Origin of the sequence: Faunimonas pinastri (assembly GCF_900110915.1) — a bacterium.
Classification (GTDB): Bacteria; Pseudomonadota; Alphaproteobacteria; order Rhizobiales; family Afifellaceae; genus Faunimonas; species Faunimonas pinastri.
In genome coordinates this window covers 16,235-41,177 of the sequence record NZ_FOFG01000011.1, presented here as the reverse complement: position 1 = coordinate 41,177, position 24,943 = coordinate 16,235, and the positions used below count along the sequence as shown (strand labels likewise).

The window sequence follows — 24,943 nt, the reverse complement described above, 5'->3', positions numbered from 1 at the left end:
GCTGATCCTGCCGATGCGGTCGTGGCCGCCGCGTCGGTACTCTTCCAGCCGAATACAAAGCCCGCAATTCCGGGCAGTCCGGATCAGCCGCCTTCCGCCACCCCGACGAGCCACTTGCGGACGATGCGCTCCTCGTCGGGGGGCATGTCGTCCGTCAATTCCCCTTCGAGCGCCTGGATTCGCTCCCTGGCAACGGCGAGAAGCGCCGCGCCATGCTCGGTCACCTCGATCTGCTGGATGCGGCCGTGCACCGCGTGAGGCGTGCGCCGGATCGCGCCGCTCTTCTCCAGATTGACGACGATCACATTGGCGGTTTGCGGGGTCAGCAGCGAGAGGCGCGCCACGTCCGCGTTCGACAGGCCCGGATAGGCCGTCACCATCGTGAGAACCGAGAACTGCGGCTGCGTCAGGCCAAGGTCGGAGAGCGCCCGCTCCGCCCGGTTACGATAAGCGGCGGCCGCTTGCCTGAGCAGGTAGCCGAGATAGCCGCCCTCGCCCCGCTTGCCCTCGCCCGCCTCCGGCACCTTGCGCATATTCTCAGTACTCTGATATCATGTCCGAGGTCTGATATTACCGTTTTCCCCCGGAGTAGCCAACCATGTCCCACGCCGCGAACGTCGATTACGAGACCTTCGCGTCCACAGCGCCGGGCATCGAGGCCGGGCTGCTGGCGCTCGGCAAGGCCGTCGACGCTTCCGGTCTGGAGAAGCAACTCACCGAACTGGTGAAGCTGCGCGTCTCGCAGATCAACGGCTGCGCTTTCTGCGTGCAGCACCATCTGAACATCGCGCGCAAGATCGGCGTCGCGGCCGCCAAACTCGACCTCCTCGCCGCGTGGCGGGATGCCGGCCTGTTCTCCGACCGGGAGAAAGCCGCCCTGGAATGGGCCGAACTCCTGACCGCCCTGCCCTCCGCATCGCCCCCGGAAGACGCCTTCGGCCGGCTGCGCCTGCACGTCTCGGAGGCGGAAGCGATCTTCCTCACGGCAGCCATCGCCACCATCAACGCATGGAACAGACTGGGCGTGGGCCTCCGCTTCGCGCCGGTGTTCCCCGGAAGCTGACGCGCAGCGAGGCGAGACATCGCAAAGCGTCGGGGCAAGCCAAGGCATTGCCTCGCGGCATGGGTCGCTTTTATCGTTCGGAGGAACATTCAAACAAAGTGCATGGGGACGAGGATGAAAAGCACGACGCGCGTCAAGGAGGCAGCCGCAGGTGCTGGCCTCGACATCGATATCCTGACCATGCCGGAGAGCACGCGCACCGCCCGCGAGGCCGCGTCCGCTTGCGGTTGCTCGGAGGCGCAGATCGTCAAGTCTCTCGTCTTCCAGAAAAAAGCGACAGGCGAACTCGTCCTGCTGCTCGTTGCGGGCGATCGTCAGGTGGACCTCGAACGAGCCGGCCACGCCGTGGGCGGAGAGCTGGAGCGGGCCGACGCGAAGCGGGTGCGCGAGGTCACCGGCTTCGCGATCGGCGGTGTGTCGCCGCTGGGGCACATCGCTCCGATCCCGATTTTCATGGATCCCGGCCTCCTGGAGCATGACTTCGTCTGGGCGGCGGCAGGCGCTCCCAATGCGGTGTTCAGAGCGGAGCCCCAGCGGTTGAAGACGGCCGTTTCCGCGCAGCTTCTCCCGGCAGCGTCCTGCTCTGCGTAACGCGGACGCTTCGTCGTCCTCGCCTCGTGCCTGCACCGGGCCCACGCGCGGGGGCTCCCTGCGGGTTGACACGGACGCGCCGCTGTGAAAAACGGCAAGTCATGACATTCCGCAACGGTGCACTTCTTCGACTTTCCGGCCCGACCTTCTGAGGAAGGCGGGATCTCTGTCGTTTGAACGTTGCCTGTGCGGACATCATCATGGTCACCGACCGATCTTTCATCTCCTGCCTTGAGCCGATCTTTCCGGCGTCTCTGATCCTTTTCCGGGCTCTGCGACTTATCGACGGTCGTCGGGACTGACGGCTGCCCGACGGCTGTAGCTCTGCCGTATTCGACCCCCCATTCCGAATACCAGCTCAGTGAAGACCCGCTATGTTGACGAATCCAGAGACCAAGTACCGCCCCTTCGAATCCGGCATCGACCTGCCGGACCGGCAATGGCCCTCCCGCCGTATGACCAAGGCCCCGCGATGGGTCTCGACCGACCTGCGCGACGGAAATCAGGCGCTCGCCGATCCGATGGATGTCGAGAAGAAGATGCGCTTCTACGACATGCTGCTCGAGGTCGGCTTCAAGGAAATCGAGATCGGCTTCCCCTCCGCCTCGCAGACGGAGTTCGATTTCGTTCGCGGCCTGATTGAGGGTAACCGCATCCCCGAGGACGTCGCGGTGCAGGTGCTCACGCAGTCGCGCGAGGACCTGATCGTGCGGACCTTCGAGGCGCTCACGGGTGCCCGCCGGGCGATCGTCCATCTCTACAACGCCACGGCGCCGCTCTTCCGCCGCGTCGTCTTCCGCATGGAAAAGCAGGAGATCGTCGACCTCGCCGTCGCCGGGGCGAAGATCATGCTGCGCGAAGCCCGGAAGCGGCCGGAAACAGAGTGGATCTTCCAGTATTCGCCGGAAACCTTCTCCTTCACGGAGCCGGATTTCGCGCTGGAGATCTGCGAACGCGTGCTCGACGTCTGGCAGCCGACGCCGGAGCGCCCGGTGATCCTGAACCTGCCAGGCACCGTCGAGGTGGCGATGCCGAACGTCTATGCCGACCAGATCGAATGGTTCTGCCGCCACGTTTCGCGTCGCGATTCCGTGGTGATCTGCGTCCACCCGCACAACGATCGCGGCACGGCGGTCGCGGCGACGGAACTCGCCGTCCTGGCCGGCGCCGACCGGGTGGAGGGTTGCCTCTTCGGCAATGGCGAGCGCACCGGCAATGTCGATCTCGTGACGCTGGCGCTGAACCTCTACACGCAGGGCATCGATCCCGGTCTCGATTTCGGCGATATGCGGCGCGTGGTTCGCACGGCGGAGCATTGCAACAAGTTGCCCGTCCATCCGCGCCACCCCTATGCGGGCGAACTCGTCTTCACCGCCTTCTCCGGCTCGCATCAGGACGCGATCAAGAAGGGCTTCTCGGCCCATTCCAAGCGCAATGACGGCGTCTGGGAGATGCCCTACCTGCCGATCGATCCCGCCGATCTCGGCGAGACCTACGAGGCGGTGATCCGCGTCAACAGCCAGTCCGGCAAGGGCGGCGTCGCCTGGGTGCTGGAGCAGGACAAGGGCCTGCAGCTGCCGCGCCGCTTCCAGATCGATTTCAGCCGCAAGGTGCAGGACATCGCCGACCGGACCGGCCGGGAAATGACGGCGGCCAATATCTGGTCGGCCTTCGAGGAAAGCTACCATCTCGCCGGCGAGCAGCGCTTCGACCTCGTGGAATACGAGGAGCCGGGCCCGCGACGGACGGGTCAGGATCGCGTCTTCGTCGGCCGCGTCCGCATCGATGGGGAAGAAGCGACCGTGACCGGTCGCGGCAACGGGCTGATCTCCAGTGCGGTCGCCGCGCTGAACGAACGCTGCGGCTTCGGCATCGAGGTGGTGGACTATCACGAGCACGCGCTGAAGCGCGGCTCCGACTCGCAGGCCGTCGCCTATCTGGAATGCCGCACGCCGGACGATCGACGGATCTACGGCGTCGGCATCGACACGGATATCGCAACCGCGTCTGTAAAGGCCGTCCTCAGCGCCGCCAACGCGCTCTGACCGGCATTCCGGCGGGGCGACGTTCTCGTCATCCCGCCGGTACAGCCCACGCGCGTCGGTCGCTTATGCCGCCGGCCGGTTGACGGCAGCCATGTCGTTCAGATGGCAGGCGGAGCGGCGGCCGGGCGCGATCTCCTTCAGCGCCGGACGTTCCACGCGGCAACGCTCCATCGCGAAGGGGCAGCGCGGATGGAAGTGGCAGCCCGACGGCGGCGAAAGCGGCGACGGCAGCTCGCCCTTCAGCGGGTTGAAGCTCGCATGGCGATTGTCGAGGCGCGGCACTTCGCGCAGCAGCGCCTGCGTATAGGGATGGTTCGGCTCCGCGAACAGTTCGCCCGCCGATCCCTCCTCCACCACGCGGCCGAGATACATCACGACGACCCGGTCCGCGATGTGGCGCACCACGCCGATATCGTGGCTGACGAATAGGTAGCTGAGATCCAGTTCCTCGCGCAGCCGCATGAAGAGGTTGATGATCTGCGCCTGGATCGAGACGTCGAGCGAGGCCACCGACTCGTCGCAGACGATCATCTCCGGCCGCACCGCCAGAGCGCGGGCAATGCCGATGCGCTGACGCTGGCCGCCGGAGAACTGGTGCGGGAAGCGATCCTTCATGCGGGTGTCGACGCCGCACTGGCTGAGCACCCGGTCGACATGGGCGTCGATCTCCCGGGCAGGCACGACCTTGTGGAACTTCGGCGCCTCGCCGACGATGTCGCCCATCCGGTAGCGCGGATTGAGGCAGTCCAGAGGATCCTGGAAGATCATCTGCACCTTGAGCGCGATATGGCGGGCGTGGTCGCCCTCCGCCTTCGCGACGTCTTCACCGCGATAAAGTACGCGGCCGCTGGTCGGCCGGTCGATGCCGGCGATGATGCGGCCGAGCGTGGACTTGCCGCAGCCGGATTCGCCGACGAGCCCGACAACTTCGCCCTGCCCGATCGCGAGATCCACCTCGTCCACGGCATGGACCACGCGCGGCTTGGCGCCCGCGCCGAAGCGACTGGCTAGACGGGCGGCGAAGTCGGGCGTCCTGGCGAAGCGGCGGGAAAGCTTCTCGGCCCTGATAAGCGGTTCGGTCATGATCAGCCCTCCACGAGCGGGTGGATGCAGCGGGCGCGGCGACCGCCGCCGAAATCCATCAGCGGGATCTCGGAAAGGCAGCCCTCCGTGCGGCGGGCGCAGCGGGGATGGAAGCGGCAACCCTGGGGCATGCGGTCGAGCGCCGGCGTCATGCCCGGGATCTGGTGCAACGGCCGGCCGGGTTCGTTATGCGAGGGGATCGAGCGGATCAGCCCATCCGTATAGGGATGGATAGGCCGGTCGAGGAGCGCGTCCACCGGCCCCTGCTCCACGACGCTGCCGGCATACATGACGTAGACGCGGTCGGCGAGGCCGGCGACGACGGTGAGGTCGTGCGTCACCCAGATCAGCGCCGTGCCGCGCTGGCGGCAGAGCTTCTGCATCTCCGCCAGGATCTGCGCCTGGATCGTCACGTCGAGCGCCGTGGTCGGCTCGTCCGCGATGATGATGTCGGGATTGTTCAACATGGCGATGGCGATGGCCACGCGCTGGCGCATACCGCCGGAGAACTCGTGGGGGTAGGCGAGAAGCCGCTCGTCCGGCGAGGGAATGCCGACGAGGCCCAGCGCATCCCGGCAGCGTTGCCGGGCCGCCTCCCGGCTGATCTTCCGGTCATGGGCGCGGATCGCCTCGATCATCTGCGTGTCGATGCGCAGGACCGGGTTCAGCGTCATCATGGGATCCTGGAAGATCATCGCGATGCGGTCGCCGCGCAGCTGCCGCAGCCGCTTGCCCCCGACGGACCGGAGATCCTCGCCGTTCAGCAGGATGCGTCCGCCGGTGATCTCGCCGGGCGCATCGATGAGCCCCATCAGCGACAAGCCTGTCACCGACTTGCCGGAGCCGGATTCGCCCACGAGCCCGACGATCTCGCCCCGCCCGACCTCGATGTTGACGTCGCGCACGGCCGCGACCGGCCCCCTGGACGTGTTGAAGCGGGTCTCCAGGCCGGAGACGACAAGCATCTTCTCCGCGTTGGCTGCGGGTGTCATCGATGCATCCTCGGGTTCAGCAGGTCGCGGAGGGTGTCGCCGATCAGGTTGATGCCGACGATCAGGAGCAGCAGCGCGAGGCCGGGAAAGAGCGAGATCCAGTAATCGCCGGACATGAGGTACTTGAAACCGTTGGCGATCAGGAGCCCGAGCGAAGGCTGCGTCACGGGCAGGCCGATGCCGAGGAAGGAGAGCGTCGCTTCCAGGCTGATCGCATAGGCGATGCGCATGGTGACGACTACGATCAGCGGCGGCAGGCAGTTCGGCAGGATGTGGGAAAAGACGATCTTGCGCGGCGGCAACGCCAGGCAGCGCGCGGCATCGACATAGGCGCGGCGGCGCTCCACCAGCGCGGAAGCGCGGATCGTGCGGGCGTAATAGGCCCATTGCGTCACCACGAGCGCGAGGATGATCTTGTCGACGCCCTGTCCCAGGATCGCCAGCAGGATCAGCGCGATCAGGATCGCCGGAAACGAAAGCTGGATATCCACGATGCGCATGATCAGCGTATCGATCCGACCGCCGGCATAGGCGCTGACGAGACCGGCCGCGGCGCCGATGACCAGCGCGATGACGGCACTGACCACGCCGACGAGAAGGCTGGTGCGCAGGCCGAAGAGGATGGCGCTGAAGAGATCGCGGCCCTGGTCGTCGGAGCCGAGCAGGAAGGTCATGCCGGTGGAGGAATGCGAGCCGGGCGGCAGACGACCGTCGAGGAAGTCAAGCTGCGACAGGTCGTAGGGGTTCTGCCAGCCGAGCAGCGGGGCGAAGACCGCGGCCAGCACCAGCACGCCGACGAGAAGCACGCCGACAAGGCCGATCCTGTCCGCCAGCAGCCGCTGCAGGAAGAGGATGACCGGCCGCGTCGGCTCCGGCGGCATCTCCTCTCCGACATTCGGGTCGATCAGCGCAGCGTCGATCAGCGCGGCGTCTGCGTGCGGTGTTTCGGTCGTGGCGCTCATTCTGCGGCCTCCCCAAGGCGGACGCGCGGATCCGCCACCGAATAGAAGATATCGACCACGAGGTTGATCAGCGTGAACAGCACGACCGTCATCAGCAGGTAGGCGAGAATGACCGGCCGATCGAGCACGGAGATCGCATCGATGATGAGCTTGCCCATGCCGGGCCATGCGAAGATCGTTTCCGTGACGACCGCGAAGGCGATCACCGAGCCGAATTCCAGCCCGATCACGGTGATCAGCGGAATCAGCGTGTTCTTCAGCACGTGGACGGTGACGATCCGCGCTTCCGATACGCCCTTGGCGCGGGCGAAGCGGACATATTCCATCTGCATGCACTCGATCACGCCGGCCCGCGTCAGCCGGATCACCAGCGAGATCTTGAAGAGCGCGAGGTTCAGTGCGGGCAACGCGATGTGGCGAAGGCCGTCGAGGGTCAGGATGCTGATCGGCACGCCCAGCACGTTCACCGTGTCGCCGCGTCCCGATGCGGGGAGCCAGCCGAGCTTCACGCTGAAGAGCATGATCATCATCAGGCCGATCCAGAAGGTCGGCAGGCTGAAGCCGAGGATGGAGGACACCATGATGACGCGCGAGACCAGCGCCTTCGGCTTCAGCCCCGCCAGGAGGCCCAGCGGAATGCCGAAGACAAGCGCCAGGACGAGCGCGGAGAACGCGAGTTCCAGCGTCGCCGGCATGCGCGAAAGGATCAGCCGGAGCGCCGGCTGGTTATAGACGAACGACTTGCCGAGATCGCCCGTGAGCGCATGGCTCAGGAAGGTCCAGTACTGGAACCAGAGGGGCTGATCGAGGCCCATCGCCGCGATCACCGCCTGCCGCTCCTGCGGGGTCGCGCTGGAACTGATGAGCACGTCGACCGGATTGCCGATCATGTAAAGGCCGATGAAGACCAGCAGCGACATGACGAAGAGCGTCACGACGGTCTGCCCGAGCCGGCGCAGAAGATAGGCGGTCATGGCCGGATCTCCGCAGTCGAAGCGTTCTTCGACGCATAGGTTTCAAGTCGATCGAGCAGAAGCGAGAGCAGCGCCTGGTCATCCACCCGGCGCGCGATCTCCGCCGAACCGGCCGCAGCCGCTTCGCCGGAAAAATCGGCGTAGGTGTGCCCCATCGTGTGGTCGCCGGTTTCCACGCCGATCGCCGCATGACGCATCTCGAAAAGCTCCGGCGCGAGCAGGAAGGCAACCGGCATGATGTCGTGGATCGGGCCGCCCGGCCGGCCGTAGCGGTCAATATCGCTGCGGTCGGAAAGCTGGAAGAGATCGGCCAGCGCCCTGCCCGCCCGTCCGGCCCCTTCCCGCATGCGCTGGAGGTGACTGTCCTCCACCAGCGCCTGAAGGGTCACGTCCAGCGGAAACAGCGAGACCGGCACGCCGCTCGCCAGCACGGCATGCGCCGCGTGCGGATCGGCGAGCATGTTCATCTCCGCCCACGGCGCACGGTTGCCGAGTGCGGTGAAGGCGCCGCCCATGATGACAATCCGGGCGATACCGGCCTTGACGTTCTCGTCCAGGGTCAGCGCCATCGCGAGGTTCGTGAGCGGCCCGGTGGCGCAGATCGTCAGCGGCGTGCCGGACGCGACCGCCTGCCGGGCGGCGTCGGCGATGAAGGAGACGGCGTGAGCGGGTTCGGGCCGTTTGTCCGTGGCCGGTACCACATGGTCCGGAAAAGCGCCGAGATACGCGTGCTTGCCGAAGATCTGCGCCCGGACCAGGGGACGGGAGCAGCCGGCGAAGACGGGCACGTCCTTCCGCCCGGCGAGCGCCAGAGCCTTGCAGGCATTGGCGGCGGAAGCCTCGACGGGCACGTTGCCGGCCACGGTCGTCACGCCGAGCACGGAGAGCTCCGGGCTCGCCAGCGCCAGCAGGATCGCCGCCAGATCGTCGACGCCGGGATCGGCGTCCATGATGATCGCGGTCATTACGCCTCGACCGGCGAATAGCGCGCAAGGTGCTCTTCCAACAGCGCGAAGAAGCCCTCGGCATCGACCTTCGTGACGATATCCACGTTCGGTGTCTCGCCGGACTTGCCGTAGCGGTCGGCGACCGTCTGGCCGAGGCAGAGCGGGCTGGAATGCTCCACGAAAACCCGCGCCCGCTCCGTCTCGAAGAGGTGCGGCGCGATCAGGAAGGCGGTCACCAGCGGGTCGTGCATCGGACCGCCGCGCGAACCGTAGCGGCGCGGATCGTTGCGGTCCCAGTGCGACAGGAATGCGGAGACCGTCTCGCCCACCCGACCCTTGTAGGGCAGGAAGCGCTGCGCCCGCTCCGGCGTCGCCATGACCTGATGCGTGGCATCCAGCGAGATGCTGACGATCGGGATATCGGAGGAAAAAACGATGCTCGCCGCGTGCGGATCGGCCAGCATATTGAACTCCGACGTCATGGTGCGGTTGCCCGCCTCGCGGTAGGCGCCGCCCATGGAAACGATCCGCGCGATCGCGGGGCCCAGATCCGGCCGCATGCGGAGGAGCACGCCGATATTGGTCATCGGCCCCAGCGTGCAGATCGTGATCTGCTGGTCCGCGGCCAACGCATGCTCCAGCTGGCGGATCAGGAAGTCCACGGCGTGACCGGGCGCGACATCGTGGGACGGGGCGGGCAACTCGGTCTTGCCGAGGCCGCCCACACCGTGGAACTGGCCGTAGATCGGCGCGACGACCAGCGGACGAGGGCAGCCGGCATAGACCGGGATATCGGACCGGCCCGCGAGTTCGAGGATCTGCAACGCGTTCCGCGAGGTCGCGGAAACCGGGACGTTGCCGCAGACGACCGTGACGCCACGGATGTCGAGCTTCGGCGAGGCAAGCGCCAGCAGAAGCGCGATGGCGTCGTCGACGCCGGGATCGCAGTCGATGATGATGGGGAGAGAGGTCAAGATCGATCCAGCCTGAATGAGGAGCGGCGCGTCAGAGCGCGCCGAGATCGCGAAGCGCGTCGGCAAGGTCGGCCCGCGCCGCATCGCCGAGCGGCGCCTGTGGTGCCACGGGATCGCCGACGGGGAAGCCCTGAAGCTCAAGTCCGGCCTTTATGCAGGCGGCGAGCGAGTGGCGGGCAAAGAGTTCGTTGATGCGCCAGAGCGGCCGCTGCAACTCCATCGCGCGGCTCCAGTCGCCGGCACGCGCGGCCTCGTACAGCGCGATGCTCTGACGCGGCAGCAAGCAGGCCGGACCGGCCATCCAGCCGACGCCGCCGATCAGCATCACGCAGGCCGGAATGTGCGCGGAGGCGGCGAAGACCTTCATGCGGTCTTCCACCAGTCCCATGATCGACAGGAGCCGCCCGGTGTTGGACGAGGCATCCTTTATATATTCGATGTTGGGAACGTGGCTGAGCCGCTCGATCACCGGCAACGTGAGGTCGGAACGCTGGAAATTGGGATTGGTGTAGAGCACCACCGGCCGGCCGCTCGCGGCCGCTGCGATCCTGCGGAAATACGCCTCGACGCCCGAGTCGGGAACCGGGAAATAAGCCTCCATGATCGCCACGATCGCGTCGGCGCCGAGGTCGACCATCATTCGCGCCTGCGCTTCGGCGTCGACGATGGACGTGGACGCGACGCCGGCCACGACGGGCACCCGCCCATTCGCGGCTTCCACCACGGTGCGGACGACGTCGTAGCGCTGGGTGTGCGAGAGATAGGCGAATTCGCCGGTGCTGCCGAGCGGCACCAGACCGTGCACGCCGGAGGCGATCAGCTGCTCGGTCAGGTCGGCCAGCACCTGGCGCCGGATCGTCCCGTCCGGGTTTACCGGCGAGACGAGATAGGGGAAAACGCCGCGGAAATCGCTCAATGTCTACTTCGCCTCCGCTTGCGGGCCCGGTTTGACGTCATAGGCGAGGGTGTAACCATCGGTGCGGCCGCCGAAATGGAGCCCGGCTTTCAGGCTCCAGACATTGGACAGGAAGAAGAGCGGGATGACGCCGAGATCGTTCATGGAAATGGTCGCGGCCTTCTGCAGAAGCTCGGAACGCCTTGCGTCGTCCACCGTGGCACGTGCCTCCCGCAGCGCCGCGTCGAATTCCGGCGAGGAATATCGGCCTCGATTGCCCTGCCCGGCGCCGGGCCCGTAGGTTTCCAGCAGCGGCCCGAGCACGCCGGAAGCCTCGCCCGTCTCCACCGCCGCGCCGCCCATGATCAGCGAGAACTCGCGCTTGGAGGCGCGGGAGAAATAGACGCTGCCCGGCAGGGTTTCGATCTTGGTCTGGATGCCGACGCGGGTGAAAAGCTGGCCGATCGCCTGCGCCACCAGCGAGTCGTTGGGATAGCGGTCGTTGGTGGCGTGGAAGGTGAGCTGGAAGCCCTTGGGGTAGCCCGCTTCGGCCAGGAGCTGCTTCGCCCTGCCCGGATCGTATGGATCGGGCTTGAGCGCGGGCGCGTAGCCGAAGTAGCCCTCGGGAACCAGCTGGCCGGCGGGAGCACCCTCCCCGTCCATGATCTTGTCGACAAGGGCCTGCCGGTTCAGCGCCAGCGACATGGCGCGCCTCACCTCGGGCTTGCGCAGGGGGTTGGACCCGTCCGGTCCCTTCGCGAAGGGCGAGACGTCCCGATCCTGGTCGGGATGCAGGTACATCACCCGGTTGCTGGGCGCAGAAACGACCTGCAGCCAATCCTTCTTCTTAAGCGTGCCGACGTCGGCGGTCGGCACGCTCTCGATCATGTCGACGTCGCCCGCCAGGATGGCCGCGACCCGCGCGCTCGGATCGGTGTAGGTACGGAACGTCACCTTGTCCCATGCGGCAGGTTCGCCCCAATAGTCCGGGTTGCGCTGCAGGACGACATTGTTCTGCGGCGACCACGACACGAACTTGAACGGACCGGTGCCGATCACGCCCTTGCCGCCATTCAGATCGCCCGAGGGCACCTTTTCTTCCGCCGCCGGCAGGATGGCGATGCGGGAGAGATTGTTGAGAAGCAGCGCGTCCGGCGTCTTGGTCTTGATGCGCACCGTCAGCGGATCCACCGCTTCCACCGAAGCGATGCCCTTGACGTAGGGCACGAAGGAACTGGGGCTGTTCTTCGCCGCCAGCGGCACGCGGTGGATGCTGGCGACCACGTCGGCCGCGGTAAAGTCGGAGCCGTCGTGGAATTTCACGCCCGGCCGCAGCTTGAACTCCCAGGTCGTGTCGTCGACCAGCTTCCAGGAGATCGCGAGCGCCGGCTGGATGCGCTGGGCTTCGTCCTGATTGACGAGGCCGTCGAAGATGTTGCGGGCCATCGCGCTGTTCGGCCCGACGACATAGAATTGCGGATCCATGGAGGTCGGCGATGCCGCGAGCCCGATGGTGAGATCGGCTGCAAGAACCATCGACGGGGTTGCCAGCATCGTGGCGGTCGCGAGGACGGCCAGTGTCAACCTTCTCATACAGTCTCCCAGGTCGCACATTCGTGGCGCGACGCATGCTTTTTACTGGAAGAGCTTGTAGAAAGGGCTCCAGCGCGATGGCAAATCGCAATTCCTTGGCAAGCGATCACCAGATATTATGACCCTCAGGATCCATCCGAGACAGGTGGAAGCATTTCGGGCGGTGATGATCAGTGGCGCCTTCAGCGCGGCCGCCCAGCTCATGCACGTCACGCAGCCCGCCATCAGTCGCCTGATACGCGATTTCGAAGCCGAAATCGGCTTCTCCCTGTTCGAGCGCGACGGCAACCGGATCATTCCGATGGAAGAAGCCGTTCTGCTGTATCGCGAAGTCGAGCAGCTCTATGTGGGGCTGGAGCAGATCGGCCGCGTGGCGCAGGACATTCGCGCCGTGCGCGGCGGTGTGCTGCGCGTCGGCAGCGTCACCTCCCTGAACGGCATCTGCATGCGCCTGGTTGTGCCGGAATTCGCGCGCCGCTTTCCCGATGTCACCGTTCTTTTCGACACCGAAAGCACCGAGCGCGTGTTCGATCTCGTGGCGATCCGGCACTACGACCTCGGGCTGGTCTATAGCGGGGAGCGCAACGACCTGCCCTGCGAGGAAATCGCCGGAGCCGAGGCGGTGACTGTCATGGCGCCGGACCATCCGCTGGCCTCACAGGACGAGATCGGGATCGAGGATCTGGACCGATACCGCATGATCCTGCCCGGTCGGCGATCCCCCCTCCGCCTGCTGATCGACCAGGCGCTTCGGCAAGCCGGCATCACGCCGCGCACGCCCATCGAGGCGTCTCTGGCCAATTGCTGTGCGCTGGCCCGGCAGGGTCTCGGCGTCACCGTGCTCGATCCGCTGGTCGCCTCGGAGCATGGCACCGCGGTTGCCGTGAGGCCGTTTCGCCCGCGCCTCCGCCTTTCCTACAGCATCGTCCGCCCGCCACAGGCGCCGCAGAGCCAGCTGACGCTCGCTTTCATCGCAATCCTGAAGGAGGCCTTCCGGCAGAGCCTCGGCGCGGGAACCCGTCAGGCCGGGTGAGTTCCTCAGCCCGGTGGAACGCCGGAAAGCGCGCGGGCAGCGCCCCGTCATTTGCCAGCACGGACGCCTGCAACCGTTCGTAACAATATGCCACCTTACGGATTCCACACTTCCGACCTACAAGCCGTTAGCCCTGACAGGAGTCGAACTGCTGCCGGTGCTCGTATGGCCTGATGCCGGAGGTTCAGATCAGCCGCTACCATAACCTCGAGTATGCGGCGCTTCGCACCGGCGCCTTTCTGCTCGGATGCGTGCCCGTATCGGTCGCTTCGGCCGCCGTGGGGAAGCTCTGGCGCTGGATCGCGCCGCTGACCCGTCGCCATAAACGCGTCCTCGACAACCTCGCCCTCGCGATGCCGGAACTTTCGGCGGTTGAGCGCTCACGGATCGCCCACGACCAATGGGAGAACCTCGGCAAGACTTTCGCCGAGACCTTCGCGCTCGACCGGATCGCCGGGAACGAGCGCCGGTTCGAAATCGGCGAGGCGGACAAGCTGCTGACGTCGCTGTCGGCCCCCGGCCGGGGTGCGGTCTTCGTCTCCCTCCATTCGGCGAACTGGGAGCTGGTGGCGAAGCCCGTGAAGCGCCATTACCCGCTGATCGGCATCTATCAGCAGCTTCGGAACCCCGCTTCCGAGCGTTTCCTGCTTTCCCTTCGGGGCGGCATCTACGACGGCGGGCTCCTGCCGAAGGTGGCGTCCACTCCGGCTGCTGTCATGCGATGGGTGCGGGAGGGAAAGGCCGTGGCCATGCTTGCCGACCAGCGGGAGAAACGCGGCAATCCCGTCACCTTCTTCGGCGTGGCGACGACCGCCAATCCGTTTCCGGCAATGGTCGCGCGCCGTCTGGGCGTTCCGCTGATCGCCGCGCGGACGGTCCGGCTCGGCGGCGTCCGCTTTCGCATCGATGCCGTGCAGATCCCGATTACCAGGAGCTCCGACCCTCTCCGCGACGTACAGTACGCCACGCAGGCGGTGCAGGATCAGTTCGAAAGCTGGATCCGCGATCGCCCGGGCGAATGGATGTGGGTCAACGACCGCTGGCGCCACAACCAGCAGAAGGGCCGGACGCGAATGCGATGGAAGGTTTCCCCTCCGGCCGATCTGCCGGTCGATTGAGACTTCGCGGCCCGGCGCCCCGGGCCGCTTTGAATTCGCTCAGTCCTTGCCGATGAAGCGGACGGTCAGGCCGAACTTGACGGCGTGAGCAAGTTCCAAAGCGTCCCAGTTGGTCAGCCGCACGCAACCATGCGAGCTCGCCTTGTCGATCTTGGCGGGATCCGGGGTGCCGTGGATGCCATAGGTCGGCTTCGTCAGCGCGATGAACACGACGCCGACGGGATTGTTCGGCCCCGCCGGAAGCTTCAGCTTCTCGGTGTTGTTGCCCTGTTTGAAGTTCTTGTCCGGGTCGTAATAATAGATCGGATGCCAGGAGACGCCCTTCACCTTGTGGGTGCCGGAAGGCGACGGCAGTTCCGGGCTGCCGATCGTGGCGGGATAGGCGACGATCAGCTTGTCCTGATCGTCATAGGCGCGCACCTGGCCCACGCTCTTGTCGACGTCGATGCGCTTGAGCTTGCGCGTGATCGGCTGGCGCTTCACGGCGGCCACGACGATCTGCGTTCCGGCCTTGTTGAAGTCGCGGCCGGGATTGAGCGCCTTCAGGAAGCCCTCGTCCATATGGAAGCGCTCGGCCAGCATTTCCGCCACGTCCTGGTAGCCGATCTGCGGAAGCTTCGCGAGTTCGGCATAGTCCGTCGGCAGGTTCGGCGTGAACGGTCCGGCGACATCTTGCGGCGTGATCGTATAGCTAACCAAAAGCGGGGCCGCATGATCCGCGCCGAGGGCGTTCCAGAGGTCCTGTCCGAGCTTGCCGTCGGGCTTGAGGTCATGCGTGGTCTGGAAGGCCTTGACCGCCTTCTCCACGTTGCTTCCGAAGATACCGTCCATCACGCCGGGCGAGGAATCGGCTCGGTCCAGCAGGATCTCGGCCTTCAGCACGACTGCATTGGGCTTCTTGTCCGTTTCCGCCTTGGGATCGAACTGCGCGCTGTTGACGGCATCGGGCGCGAGAACGCCTTGGGCACCCGCAGTCTGTGCCGTAGGCTGATCGGGAGCGGCGGCCTGCCCGGAAGGCGCCGGAGCCGGCTGGGCCGGCGTCGCCTGATCGGGAGATGGAGCATTCGGCGCCGGCTGGGTGGGCTGGGCCCCTTCAGTGGTAGGGGCGGGAGCGGCATCTGAGGGAGCGGGAGCCTGATCGGCTGCAGGAGGTTGTGCCTGCGGATCGGTGGGCGCGGGTGTCGCCGGCACGGGCGTCGGGGCCGCGTCCGTGGCGTTGGCGGCCACCGGCACCACGTGAGCGGGACGATCCTTCGGGAGCAGCTTGGCCGCGCCGGCCGGCCCTGCCATGCCGATCGGAGCCAGCATCGCAGCGGATGTCAGAAGGCCGACAATCCAGGCTCGTTTTTTCGGCATAGCGCGCATGTTCATCTCCAGCCTTCCGGCTCCGGCATTCCGGCAAGATGAACGAAGGAGCGGGACGAAAGTTCATTCGGCTTAAGCGCGCAGCGACCAAGCATGGCAGTCATGCGCGGACCGCGGGTAAACAAAAAGCCGCCCGAGGGCGGCTCCAGATCTCAGGAAAACGCTCTGGCCGCCAAGCGGCCAGAGCGGAATTCTCAGTAGCCAGCCGGGCACTGAACCACGACGCGACGACCATAGGAGTCGCGCGCATAGCAGTAGCCGGGACGGCTGGAGACATGACCGATAATGGCGCCCGTCGCGCCGCCGATCGCCGCGCCGGCAATCGCGCCACCCGCATTGCCCGTCGCCACGCCGCCGATAATCGCGCCAGCACCTGCGCCGACCAGAGCGCCCGTACCGGTATCTCGATCCTGCGTGGTGCAGCCAGTGATAGCAAGGGCAGCAATGCCAGCGAGCAGAATCTTCTTCATTTTGGACTCCTCGTAGTCGAATGCCCCTCCGGGCTTACGCTCCCCTAATCTCCCTCCCTCTACTTGGTTCCACCCCGAAGCCCATTTTTCTGGCTCGGGAATTGGTGCCGATGCGTCCAGCTTTGAAGCCGGAGCATTGCGTCGGGGCGCGTTGCCGACCACCATGGATTCGAATTGACGGAGAATGACGAACCGGTGACAGCGCGGCGTTTTACCCTTCCGCAGAAGACTCGATCCTGGGCAATGGGCGTCCGGCCGCACATTACCGGGGCACTGCCGCTCAACATGCGTGCGCTCAGCATCGCCGCCGGAATGCGGGCCGCCTGCGCCTGCGCCTTTCCCGTGCTCCTCGGCGAGATCACCCATATCCCAAGCTTCAACTGGGTGGCCATCATCGGGTTCTGGGCCTGCATCGTGGACCCCGGCGGCAACGGCCGCGACCGCGTGGTGGCCATGGGCGGCTTCGCGGTGCTGGCCACCCTCGCCTCCTTCCTCGGTGCGCTGATCGAGCCCGTCTGGTGGCTGGCCGTAACTGCCGTTTTCCTGTGGGCATTCGCGGTCAACATGGGGCGCATCTTCGGCAGCGCCGCCGCCCAGTCGGGACTGCTTTCCACGCTCGCCATCCTGGTCGCCGTCGCCACTCCGGGAGGAGGCCTCGACGCGGCGGTCACCCTGGCGATCGCCGCCTTTGTCGGTGGCATCTGGGCGATGCTCCTCGCCCTCGTCATCTGGCGGCTTTATCCCTATGGCCCGGCCCGGCACGCCACCTCGCAAGCCTGGCAGGAGGTGGCCGGCTTCGCCGCCGCCATCGGTCGCCTCTACCGGGGATCGGTGCCGGCGGAGCGCTGGAGCGAGATCGCCAGGGAGCGCCGGCGCGCGACGCGAGAAGCCATCGACCAGGCTCGTGACGTGCTGGTAGCGACCCGTCGCTCGCGGGCCGGCCGCTCGGAGCGCGCATTGCAATTGCTGGCGCTGGTGACCGAGGCCGACCAGATCTTCGTCTCCCTGATCGCGCTCAGCGAGCTTCTGGAACTCAACGGCGCGCAGCCCTCCGGGCTGAAGGTGGAACGCGCGGTCCGCCACGTGCTAGGCCGGCTTTCCGTCCGTGCGGACGGTGTCGCGCAGATCGTATCCGGCACGATGCCGACCGGTATTCGCGACGTCGGCACGGCGATGGAGGTCCTGCGCCGCCGGATCGGGATCGCGGGAGACAATCCCGTTCACCTTCAGGTCGCAAGCCTCCTCGATCGCATCGACCAGTGGATCGACGCTGCCTATCTGAGCCTTGCCGGCACGACGCACGAGGGATCGCTGGCCGCGCCCCCCGAAGGCCACGCCACGGAGGTCAAGCTGACGCTGGCCGATGCGATCTCCCGCATTCGTGGCAATCTCGGTTTTCGGTCCCTCGCCTTTTCCCACGCGCTCCGCGTGGCGGTGACCGGCGCGATCGCCGTCCTGATCACGCATTTCGCCCATCTGCCGCGCGGCTACTGGATCAGCATCACGGCGGTCGCGGTGCTGCAGCCCTACATGGTCGATACCTGGCGGCGGACGCTCGAACGTGTCTTCGCCACCATCCTCGGCGGGTTGATCGCGGCGGTGATCCTGTACTTCGTCCACGATCCACTGCTTCTCACCGCCCTGATCTTTCCTCTATGCGTGGCGGCAATGGCAGTTCGGCTGATCAACTTCGCCTTGTTCATCCTTTGCCTGACGCCGCAATTCATTCTTGTCGCCGAACTGTTCCAGACCGGCGGCACGCTGACGGGCGGGAACCTCGCCGGCATCCGGGCGCTGGATACGGTGATCGGCGGCGTGCTCGGGCTTCTCGCCGGACTGGTGCTCTGGCCGAACTGGCAGGGTCCGCGCCTGCCCGCGGAGATCGCCACCGCGATCCGCATCCACCGCGATTATCTCAAGGCGGCGCTGTGCTTCGTTCCCGGCAAGAGCGCCGCGCTGGATCGCGTTCGCCGCGAGGCCGGCCTTTCCAGCAACAATGCCGAAGCCTCGATGCAGCGGCTCCTCAGCGAGCGGCACCTGAAGCGGGCAGAAATCATCGAGCCCGTCATGACCATCCTCGCCGCGCTCAGGAGGCTGGCAGGCCTGGCCGCCACGATCAGCCTGATCAAGGAGAACATGGAAGACAGCGAGATCACGGCGGCAACGGAAGATATCGCCGCCTGGATCGAGGCTGACCTCTCCGCCCTGGCCTCGTCTGTGGAGACACGCGCCTCCCCTCAGGCACTCGGTCCCGCACCGCTGCCGAGCTTTTCAGAGGAGTACCGTTTCTCAGTGCTGGAGAACGAGCAGGGCCGCATCCGTCAGCAGATCGAACTGCTTCACGCAGCGACGGAGCGTCTTGCCCATTCGCCGGTCCGATCGCTGGCGCCGATGAGCCAACCGACAAACGCCTGAGTGAACGCCTGAGTGCCGGGGGAAAAAAAGAAAAGCCCGGCGCGAGGCCGGGCTTCGTGATCGTGCAGCGTATCGGCCGCCTACTTCGGCAGGTCGCCCTCGACGCCTTCGACGTACCAGTTCAGGCCGGTCAGGTCCTTGTCGCTCAAGGTCTGACCTTCGGCCACGGCCACGCTGCCGTCCTGCTTCTTGATCGGACCGGCGAACGGGTTGAGCTGGTGGCTCTTGATCTTGTCGACCGTCTCCTGCGCGACCTTGGCGACATCGTCAGGCATGTTGGTGAACGGCGCCATCTGCACCATGCCGCTGTCGAAGCCGCCCCAGACCGCTTCAGACTTCCAGGTGCCGTCCAGCACGGACTGCGTGGCCTTCACGTAATAAGGACCCCAGTTGTCGATCACGGCGCTCAGCTGGTTCTTCGGCGCGAACTTGATCATGTCGTTGGCTTCACCGAAGCCGAAGCCGCCGCGCTGGGCCGCAACCTGCAGCGGTGCCGGGGAATCGGTATGCTGCATCAGCACGTCGATGCCCTGGTCGAAGAGCGCCTTCGCGCCGTCGGCTTCCTTGCCGGGATCGAACCAGGTGTTGACCCAGACGACCTTGGTCTTGACGTTCGGGTTGACCGAGCGCGCGCCCATGGTGAAGGCGTCGATGCCCTGCACGACTTCCGGGATCGGGAACGAGCCGAGATAGCCGATGACGTTGGTCTTCGTCATCTTGCCCGCGATCACGCCGGCGACGTAGCGACCTTCATAGAAGCGCGCATTGTAGACGCCCATGTTCTTGGCCGTCTTGAAGCCGGTCGCATGCTCGAACTTCACGTTCGGAAAGCGCTTGGCCGTGTTCAGCGTGGCGTCCATGAAGCCGAAGGACGTCGTGAAGATCAGCTTGTCGCCCTGGCGCGCCAGGCGCTCGATGACGCGCTCGGCGTCCGGGCCCTCGGCGACGCTTTCCACGTAATTCGTCTCGACCTTGTCGCCGAACGCCTTTTCCACGTCCTGCCGCCCGATATCGTGGCGCTCCGAGAAGCCGCCGTCATTGTGGGGGCCGACATAGACGAAGCCGACCTTCAGCTTGTCGGCCGCGAACGACCCCGTCGCTCCCATCGCGAGCGCGGCGGCGGCAACCGTCACCATCAGAATTGAACGCATGACCTATCCTCACTCCTACGGCTCGTAATCGTCTGCCGCGACCGCCGCCCGTCGCCGCAGAGAAGCTTTATCGCGTCGGCACGAACGGCTTGCCGAGGCAGGCGGGCGTGTTTGCCCTGAGCATCGCCTTGTTGCCCGAGATGATCACGAGGACCACGACGGTCGCGAGATATGGCAAAGCGGAGATGAACTGCGACGGGATTGCCAGGCCCATCCCTTGCGCATGGAAGCCGAGGATCGTCACCGCGCCGAAGAGGTAAGCGCCGACCAGCACGCGCGCCGGCCGCCAGCTGGCGAAGACGACCAGCGCCACCGCGATCCAGCCGCGCCCCGCCGTCATGTTCTCCGTCCAGAGCGGCGTGTAGCCGAGCGACAGATAGCCACCGCCCAGGCCGGCACAGGCGCCGCCGAAGAGCACCGCCGCCCAGCGGACGCCTAGGACGGAGAGGCCGAGATTGTGCGCGGAATCGTGGTTGTCGCCGACGGCGCGCAGCACGAGCCCGCCGCGGGACCGGGTCAGGAACCAGCCGATTGCGATCGTCAGCACGACGGAGAAATAGACCAGCCCGTCCTGCCCGAAGAGCACCGGTCCGATGAACGGGATGTCGGAAAGGCCGGGAATATGGAGCTGCGGCAGCTTGATGCCGGGTACGCCGACATATTTGTCGCCGATCATCGCGGAGGCGCCGAGGCCGAAAAGCGTCAGCGAAAGTCCCGTCGCCACCTGATTCACCGAGAGATTGATCACCAGCACGGCAAAGGGAACAGCAAGGATCATGCCGCCGATGGCCGAGGCGATCACGCCGGCGAAGGTCGAGCCGGTCGCATGGGTCGCGGCAAAGCCGCTGACGGCGCCGATCGCCATCATTCCTTCCACGCCGAGGTTCAGGACGCCGGATCGCTCGGCCACGACTTCGCCCAGGGCCGCCAGCAGCAGCGGCGTGGAGGCGGTGACAATCGTCAGGACGATGGCGGCGACGACGGGCCAATCAACCACGGGCAGCCTCCCCGCTCGCATGGCTCCGGCTCGTCACGAGGCGGATCTTGTAGGCGATCAGAGTGTCGCAGCCGAGGATCATCAGAAGCAGGAATCCCTGGAACAGCCGGGTCACGGTGGAGGATACGGCAAGCTCCGCCTGCGCGCCCTCCCCGCCGATGTAACTCAGCGCCAGCAACAGCGCCGCCAGCAGGATCGCCAGCGGATTGAGCCGGCCGAGGAAGGCCACGATGATCGCGGCGAAGCCATAGCCCGGGGAGATTTCCGGGCGGAGCTGGTTCAGCACGCCCGAGACCTCGCAGATGCCGGCAAGACCCGCGAGACCGCCGGAGATCAGGAACACCGAAAGCGTGATCCGCTTCTGGCTGAAACCGGAGAAGCGCGCGGCGCGCGGCGCGTTGCCGGCCACTTCGATGGCAAAGCCCTGCACGGAGAAGGACAGCCGGATCGCGGCGATCAGCGCGGCAAGCACGGCGAAGAGGACGCCCACATGGAGCCGGCCGTCCGAGACGAGCAACGGCAGGGTCGCGGCATCGCTGAAGGTCACGGATTGCGGGAAGTTGAAGCTGCCGGGATCGCGCCACGGCCCGCGAACGAGCCAGTCCAGCACAAGGAGCGCGATATAGCTCAGCATGAGGCTGGTCAGGATCTCGTTGGCCCCGAACCGGTTCTTCAGGATGGCAGGGATCGCGGCGTAGAGCATGCCGCCGATCACGCCGAGGATGAGCATCAGCGGCAGAACCATCCACGAATCCCAGTCGGGAAGCAGGATCGGGATCGCCGAGCCGAAGATCGCGCCGGCCGTGAATTGACCTTCCGCGCCGATATTCCAGACATTGGCGCGGTAACACAGCGCAAGGCCGATCGCGATCAGCGCCAGCGGCGCCGCCTTCACCACGAGTTCCTCAAGCGACCAGAGCTGCGTGACGGGCTCGACGAAATAGACGTACAGCGCCTGCGCCGGATTGACGCCCAGCGCCGTGAAGAGCACCGCGCCCAGGATCAGTGTCATGACGATGGCGATCACCGGCGACAGCACGGACATCAGCCGGGACGGCTCCGGCCGGCGAACAAGCTCAAGACGCATGCGAACTGTCTTTCAACGCAGCCGGCGCATCCTCACCGGCCTGCTCACCATGGATACCGCCCATCAGCAGGCCGATCCGCTCCATCGTCAAGCTTTCCGCCGGATAGAGCGTCGAAAGCCTGCCTTCCGAGAGCACCGCGATGCGGTCGGCGATCTCGAAGATCTCGTCGAGATCCTGGCTGATCACCAGCACCGCCGCACCGCCGCGGGCGAGATCCACGAGCGCCGAGCGGATCGTCCGCGCCGCGCCCGCGTCCACGCCCCAGGTCGGCTGGCTGACGACCAGCACGCCGGGCGAACGGTCGATCTCGCGGCCCACCACGAATTTCTGCAGGTTGCCACCGGACAGCGAGCCCGCCTTGGGATCGGCGGTGGACCGGCGCACGTCGTAGCGCTCGCCGACCCGCTCCTCGACGTCGCGCGCGATACGGCGATGCAGGAAGCCGCCGCGCGCGACTTCATTGTCGGTCGCGTGGCGCGTCAGGATCACGTTCTCGGAAAGCCGGAAATTGGACACGGCGCCATGCCCCATTCGCTCTTCCGGCACAAAGGCCGCGCCCAGCTTGCGCCGCGCGTTGACACCGCGCCGGCCGACCTGGACGCCGTCGATCAGGATGGCCTGGTCCGTCGCGGCGGTACGCTCGCCAGACACGGCATCGAAGAATTCCTGCTGCCCGTTGCCGGCCACACCCGCGATGCCGACGACCTCGCCGGCGTTAACGGTCAGGTCTATGCCGGAAAGCGGCGTGCCGAACTGGCCTTCCGCCGACAGCGAAAGATTGCTCAGCACGAGGCGCGGCTTGCGCGTTCCGGTCACGGCCGGCGGACGCTCGATACCGAGAACCTCGGAGCCCACCATCATGCGCGCCAGGCTGCCGGCGGTTTCCTGCGCGGGATCGGCGGTCTCCACCACCTTGCCGCGGCGCAGGATCGTCGCGTGATTGGCGAGCGCCAGCACCTCCGAGAGGCGATGCGTGATGTAGAGGATCGCCACGCCTTCGCTGGAAAGGCGGCGGAGCGTCACGAAAAGCAGGTCCACTTCCTGCGGCGTCAGGACCGAGGTCGGCTCGTCCATGATGATGAGGCGCGGTTCCTGCAAAAGGCAGCGGACGATCTCCACCCGCTGCCGTTCGCCGACGGACAGATCGGCAACGGTGCTGCGGGGATCGAGCGGCAGACCGTAGGACTTGGAGACGCGGGAAATAGTGTCAGCGAGCGTCCGGCGTGGAAGATGCGGCAGCGCCAGCGCGATGTTTTCCGCGACGCTCAGCGCCTCGAAAAGCGAGAAGTGCTGGAAGACCATGCCGATGCCGAGACGTCGCGCTTCGGCGGGCGAGCCGATCCGCACCGGCTGGCCGTTCCAGACGATCTGCCCCTCGTCCGGTTCCAGCGCGCCATAGAGCATCTTGACCAGGGTCGACTTGCCGGCCCCGTTTTCACCGAGCAGCGCATGGACTTCCCCCGGCTGGATCTCGAAGCGGATGTGATCGCAAGCGGTGAGCGCGCCGAACCGCTTGGTCAGGCCGTCGGCCCGCAGCAAGGGCTGGACGCCATGATCTGCGGCAGCCGCTGCAAGGTCCTGCATTCTAAGTCCCTCAATTCAGGCTGGACGTTAGGCAAGTGCCCGCTTCCGCGCCAGCTTAAATTAGAGGCTTTCGAAGGAATTCACCAAGCGTTACCCGCCGGCGACACGCCTGCGCTTGGCAAGGAGGTTGAACACCTCGACCACCACTGCGAAGCCCATCGCGAAATAGATGTAGGCGCGCGGAATATGGAAATTCAGGCCATCCGCGATCAGCGCCATGCCGATCAGTAGCAGGAAACCCAGCGCCAACATCTTGGTGGTGGGGTTGCGGTGAACGAAGCCGGCGATCGGGCCTGACGCGACGTACATCAGGACAATGGCGACAAGAACGGCAGCGATCATGATTTCCACGTGATCGGCCATGCCGATCGCCGTGAGAATGGAGTCGATGGAGAAGACCAGATCGACCACGACGATCTGGGCGATGATGAGCGCGAAGGATCGGGCGACGGAGCCGACCGCACTATCCCCATGCTGCCCCTCGATGTCCCCATGGATCTCGGTGGTCGCCTTGTAGAGCAGGAAAAGGCCGCCCGCGATCAGGATGATATCGCGCCAGGAGAAGCCCTGGCCGAAAACCGTCACGACCGGCTGGGTGAGGCCGATAAGCCAGCTCAGGCCAAGCAACAGGATCACGCGAAAGACGAAAGCCAGCGCCAGGCCGATCTGTCGCGCACGCTGGGCCTGGGGTTCGGGAACTCTTGCAACGAGCAGCGACAGGAACACGACGTTGTCGATGCCGAGGACGATCTCCATGACTGTCAGGGTCAGAAACGCGGCCCAGGCTTCTGGATTCGCCAGAAGGTCGATCATCTTTTCCCCTATCTCGAACGCAACACCTGCTGCGCGGCAGCGACGCCCGCGAGATAAAGACTGGTGACGATGAGGAGGAGTCGCAAGGTATGTGACGACTGAAAATCGGTCACGATCAGCCAGGCGGCAGCCACGAACCACACCGCCATGACGAGAAGCGTCAGCGGCCGCCAGCGCACGACCCGCACCGGATGCACGAAGCTGACGGGCACGAAAGTCATCACGGCGAACAGGATCACGGCCGCGATGGTGACCGCAGGAGGCGGCATCAGGGCGTAGAGAACGATGACCAGCATGTTCCACACGGCGGGAAAGCCGCGAAAGGAATTATCCGGCTGTTTCATGCGGGTGTCGGCGAAATAAAGCGCGCCGGTGACCGTGATCAGCGCACCCATGCCGGCGCCGACGAGGCCGGGAAGCCCAAGGGCCTCGGCTACGATCACGGCGGGAATGAACACATAGGTCGTGTAGTCGATGACGAAATCGAGCGCCGCGCCGTCCCATTTCGGCAGACGCTCACGCAGTCGCGCCTTGCGGGCGAGCGGCCCGTCGATGCCGTCGACGATCAGCCCGATACCCAGCCAGGCGAAGGTCGCGTTCCAGTCATGGTGCAGCGCCGCCACCATGGAGAACAGCGCGAGCGCCGCGCCTACCGCGGTGAACAGGTGGATGGCGAAGAGAGGTCCCTGCCGCACGCTCAGCTCCAGTTGCCGTTGCCGCACCAGAACGGCCGGCCGCAACCGCCTGAGCGGCTCCTCCAGACGAGCGATCCGCCGGAACCGGCTCCTGC

23 protein-coding genes are annotated in these 24,943 nt (G+C 66.0%); 6 read left to right on the top strand and 17 right to left on the bottom strand.

The genetic code is table 11. From position 1 onward, the window contains the following. Nucleotides 1-83 precede the first annotated feature (83 nt). The gene (locus BMY25_RS14305; protein ID WP_092497712.1) at nt 84-533 is read right to left on the bottom strand and encodes a MarR family winged helix-turn-helix transcriptional regulator; all 450 of its coding nucleotides are present in this window, start codon (nt 531-533) and stop codon (nt 84-86) included. Between the two features lie 65 nt (nt 534-598). On the opposite strand from BMY25_RS14305, the gene BMY25_RS14300 reads away from it, so the two are divergent. The 3 genes from BMY25_RS14300 (at nt 599) to leuA (ending at nt 3,699) form a co-directional block, all read left to right on the top strand. Next, nucleotides 599-1,063, top strand: coding sequence for a carboxymuconolactone decarboxylase family protein (locus tag BMY25_RS14300; RefSeq protein WP_092497710.1), 465 nt, complete (start codon nt 599-601; stop codon nt 1,061-1,063). Nucleotides 1,064-1,177: 114 nt separating this feature from the next. Then, nucleotides 1,178-1,654 carry a YbaK/EbsC family protein gene (locus BMY25_RS14295; RefSeq protein WP_092497708.1) on the top strand — a complete coding sequence of 159 codons (477 nt, stop codon included), beginning with the start codon at nt 1,178-1,180 and terminating at the stop codon, nt 1,652-1,654. Between the two features lie 374 nt (nt 1,655-2,028). Then, on the top strand, nt 2,029-3,699 hold the full coding sequence (gene leuA, locus BMY25_RS14290; RefSeq protein WP_092497706.1) for a 2-isopropylmalate synthase: 1,671 nt from the start codon (nt 2,029-2,031) through the stop codon (nt 3,697-3,699). Between the two features lie 63 nt (nt 3,700-3,762). On the opposite strand, the gene BMY25_RS14285 is transcribed toward leuA, so the two are convergent. From BMY25_RS14285 to BMY25_RS14250, 8 genes are all read right to left on the bottom strand, one after another. Then, a complete protein-coding gene (locus tag BMY25_RS14285; protein WP_092497704.1) occupies nt 3,763-4,782 on the bottom strand; it encodes an ABC transporter ATP-binding protein in 1,020 nt (339 codons plus the stop codon). Between the two features lie 2 nt (nt 4,783-4,784). Next, nucleotides 4,785-5,774, bottom strand: coding sequence for an ABC transporter ATP-binding protein (locus BMY25_RS14280; protein ID WP_177176871.1), 990 nt, complete (start codon nt 5,772-5,774; stop codon nt 4,785-4,787). After that, nucleotides 5,771-6,655: an ABC transporter permease gene (locus BMY25_RS14275; RefSeq protein WP_092497884.1), complete on the bottom strand. Its 885-nt coding sequence runs from the start codon at nt 6,653-6,655 to the stop codon at nt 5,771-5,773. The genes BMY25_RS14280 and BMY25_RS14275 overlap by 4 nt, the downstream gene beginning before the upstream one ends. 77 nt (nt 6,656-6,732) lie before the next feature. Continuing rightward, nucleotides 6,733-7,710: an ABC transporter permease gene (locus tag BMY25_RS14270; RefSeq protein ID WP_092497702.1), complete on the bottom strand. Its 978-nt coding sequence runs from the start codon at nt 7,708-7,710 to the stop codon at nt 6,733-6,735. After that, nucleotides 7,707-8,675 (bottom strand): nucleoside hydrolase, encoded by a 969-nt coding sequence (locus tag BMY25_RS14265; RefSeq protein WP_092497700.1) that lies wholly within the window; start codon nt 8,673-8,675, stop codon nt 7,707-7,709. The genes BMY25_RS14270 and BMY25_RS14265 overlap by 4 nt, the downstream gene beginning before the upstream one ends. After that, nucleotides 8,675-9,631 (bottom strand): nucleoside hydrolase, encoded by a 957-nt coding sequence (locus tag BMY25_RS14260; protein WP_092497882.1) that lies wholly within the window; start codon nt 9,629-9,631, stop codon nt 8,675-8,677. Before BMY25_RS14260 ends, BMY25_RS14265 begins: the two co-directional genes overlap by 1 nt. A gap of 31 nt (nt 9,632-9,662) precedes the next feature. Continuing rightward, complete coding sequence (locus BMY25_RS14255) at nt 9,663-10,547, bottom strand: dihydrodipicolinate synthase family protein (protein WP_092497698.1); 885 nt, start codon at nt 10,545-10,547, stop codon at nt 9,663-9,665. A 3-nt stretch (nt 10,548-10,550) separates the two neighbouring features. Then, nucleotides 10,551-12,119, bottom strand: coding sequence for an ABC transporter substrate-binding protein (locus BMY25_RS14250; protein WP_092497696.1), 1,569 nt, complete (start codon nt 12,117-12,119; stop codon nt 10,551-10,553). A 145-nt stretch (nt 12,120-12,264) separates the two neighbouring features. Here BMY25_RS14250 and BMY25_RS14245 point away from each other — a divergent pair, with 145 nt between their 5' ends. Together BMY25_RS14245 and BMY25_RS14240 are read left to right on the top strand one after the other, a co-directional pair. Then, nucleotides 12,265-13,152, top strand: a complete 888-nt coding sequence (locus BMY25_RS14245; protein ID WP_177176870.1) for a LysR family transcriptional regulator — start codon at nt 12,265-12,267, stop codon at nt 13,150-13,152. Between the two features lie 173 nt (nt 13,153-13,325). Further along, nucleotides 13,326-14,270: a lysophospholipid acyltransferase family protein gene (locus tag BMY25_RS14240; RefSeq protein WP_092497692.1), complete on the top strand. Its 945-nt coding sequence runs from the start codon at nt 13,326-13,328 to the stop codon at nt 14,268-14,270. Between the two features lie 39 nt (nt 14,271-14,309). Here the strand turns inward: BMY25_RS14240 and BMY25_RS14235 are convergent, their stop codons facing one another. Beyond that, nucleotides 14,310-15,635 (bottom strand): L,D-transpeptidase family protein, encoded by a 1,326-nt coding sequence (locus BMY25_RS14235; RefSeq protein WP_177176869.1) that lies wholly within the window; start codon nt 15,633-15,635, stop codon nt 14,310-14,312. Nucleotides 15,636-15,829: 194 nt separating this feature from the next. Then, nucleotides 15,830-16,105, bottom strand: a complete 276-nt coding sequence (locus tag BMY25_RS14230) for a YMGG-like glycine zipper-containing protein (RefSeq protein ID WP_092497688.1) — start codon at nt 16,103-16,105, stop codon at nt 15,830-15,832. Between the two features lie 285 nt (nt 16,106-16,390). Here BMY25_RS14230 and BMY25_RS14225 point away from each other — a divergent pair, with 285 nt between their 5' ends. Continuing rightward, nucleotides 16,391-18,520, top strand: a complete 2,130-nt coding sequence (locus BMY25_RS14225) for an FUSC family protein (RefSeq protein ID WP_177176868.1) — start codon at nt 16,391-16,393, stop codon at nt 18,518-18,520. A gap of 80 nt (nt 18,521-18,600) precedes the next feature. Here BMY25_RS14225 and BMY25_RS14220 read toward each other — a convergent pair whose 3' ends face one another. The 6 genes from BMY25_RS14220 to BMY25_RS14195 form a co-directional block, all read right to left on the bottom strand. Further along, nucleotides 18,601-19,671 (bottom strand): BMP family ABC transporter substrate-binding protein, encoded by a 1,071-nt coding sequence (locus BMY25_RS14220; RefSeq protein ID WP_092497684.1) that lies wholly within the window; start codon nt 19,669-19,671, stop codon nt 18,601-18,603. Nucleotides 19,672-19,738: 67 nt separating this feature from the next. After that, a complete protein-coding gene (locus BMY25_RS14215) occupies nt 19,739-20,689 on the bottom strand; it encodes an ABC transporter permease (RefSeq protein WP_092497682.1) in 951 nt (316 codons plus the stop codon). Beyond that, on the bottom strand, nt 20,661-21,755 hold the full coding sequence (locus BMY25_RS14210) for an ABC transporter permease (protein WP_092497680.1): 1,095 nt from the start codon (nt 21,753-21,755) through the stop codon (nt 20,661-20,663). The genes BMY25_RS14215 and BMY25_RS14210 overlap by 29 nt, the downstream gene beginning before the upstream one ends. After that, a complete protein-coding gene (locus tag BMY25_RS14205) occupies nt 21,745-23,340 on the bottom strand; it encodes an ABC transporter ATP-binding protein (RefSeq protein ID WP_092497678.1) in 1,596 nt (531 codons plus the stop codon). The genes BMY25_RS14210 and BMY25_RS14205 overlap by 11 nt, the downstream gene beginning before the upstream one ends. A 90-nt stretch (nt 23,341-23,430) precedes the next feature. Beyond that, the gene (locus BMY25_RS14200; RefSeq protein ID WP_092497676.1) at nt 23,431-24,153 is read right to left on the bottom strand and encodes a TerC family protein; all 723 of its coding nucleotides are present in this window, start codon (nt 24,151-24,153) and stop codon (nt 23,431-23,433) included. A gap of 8 nt (nt 24,154-24,161) precedes the next feature. Next, nucleotides 24,162-24,848, bottom strand: coding sequence for a CDP-alcohol phosphatidyltransferase family protein (locus BMY25_RS14195; protein WP_238858346.1), 687 nt, complete (start codon nt 24,846-24,848; stop codon nt 24,162-24,164). Between the last annotated feature and the right edge of the window lie 95 nt (nt 24,849-24,943).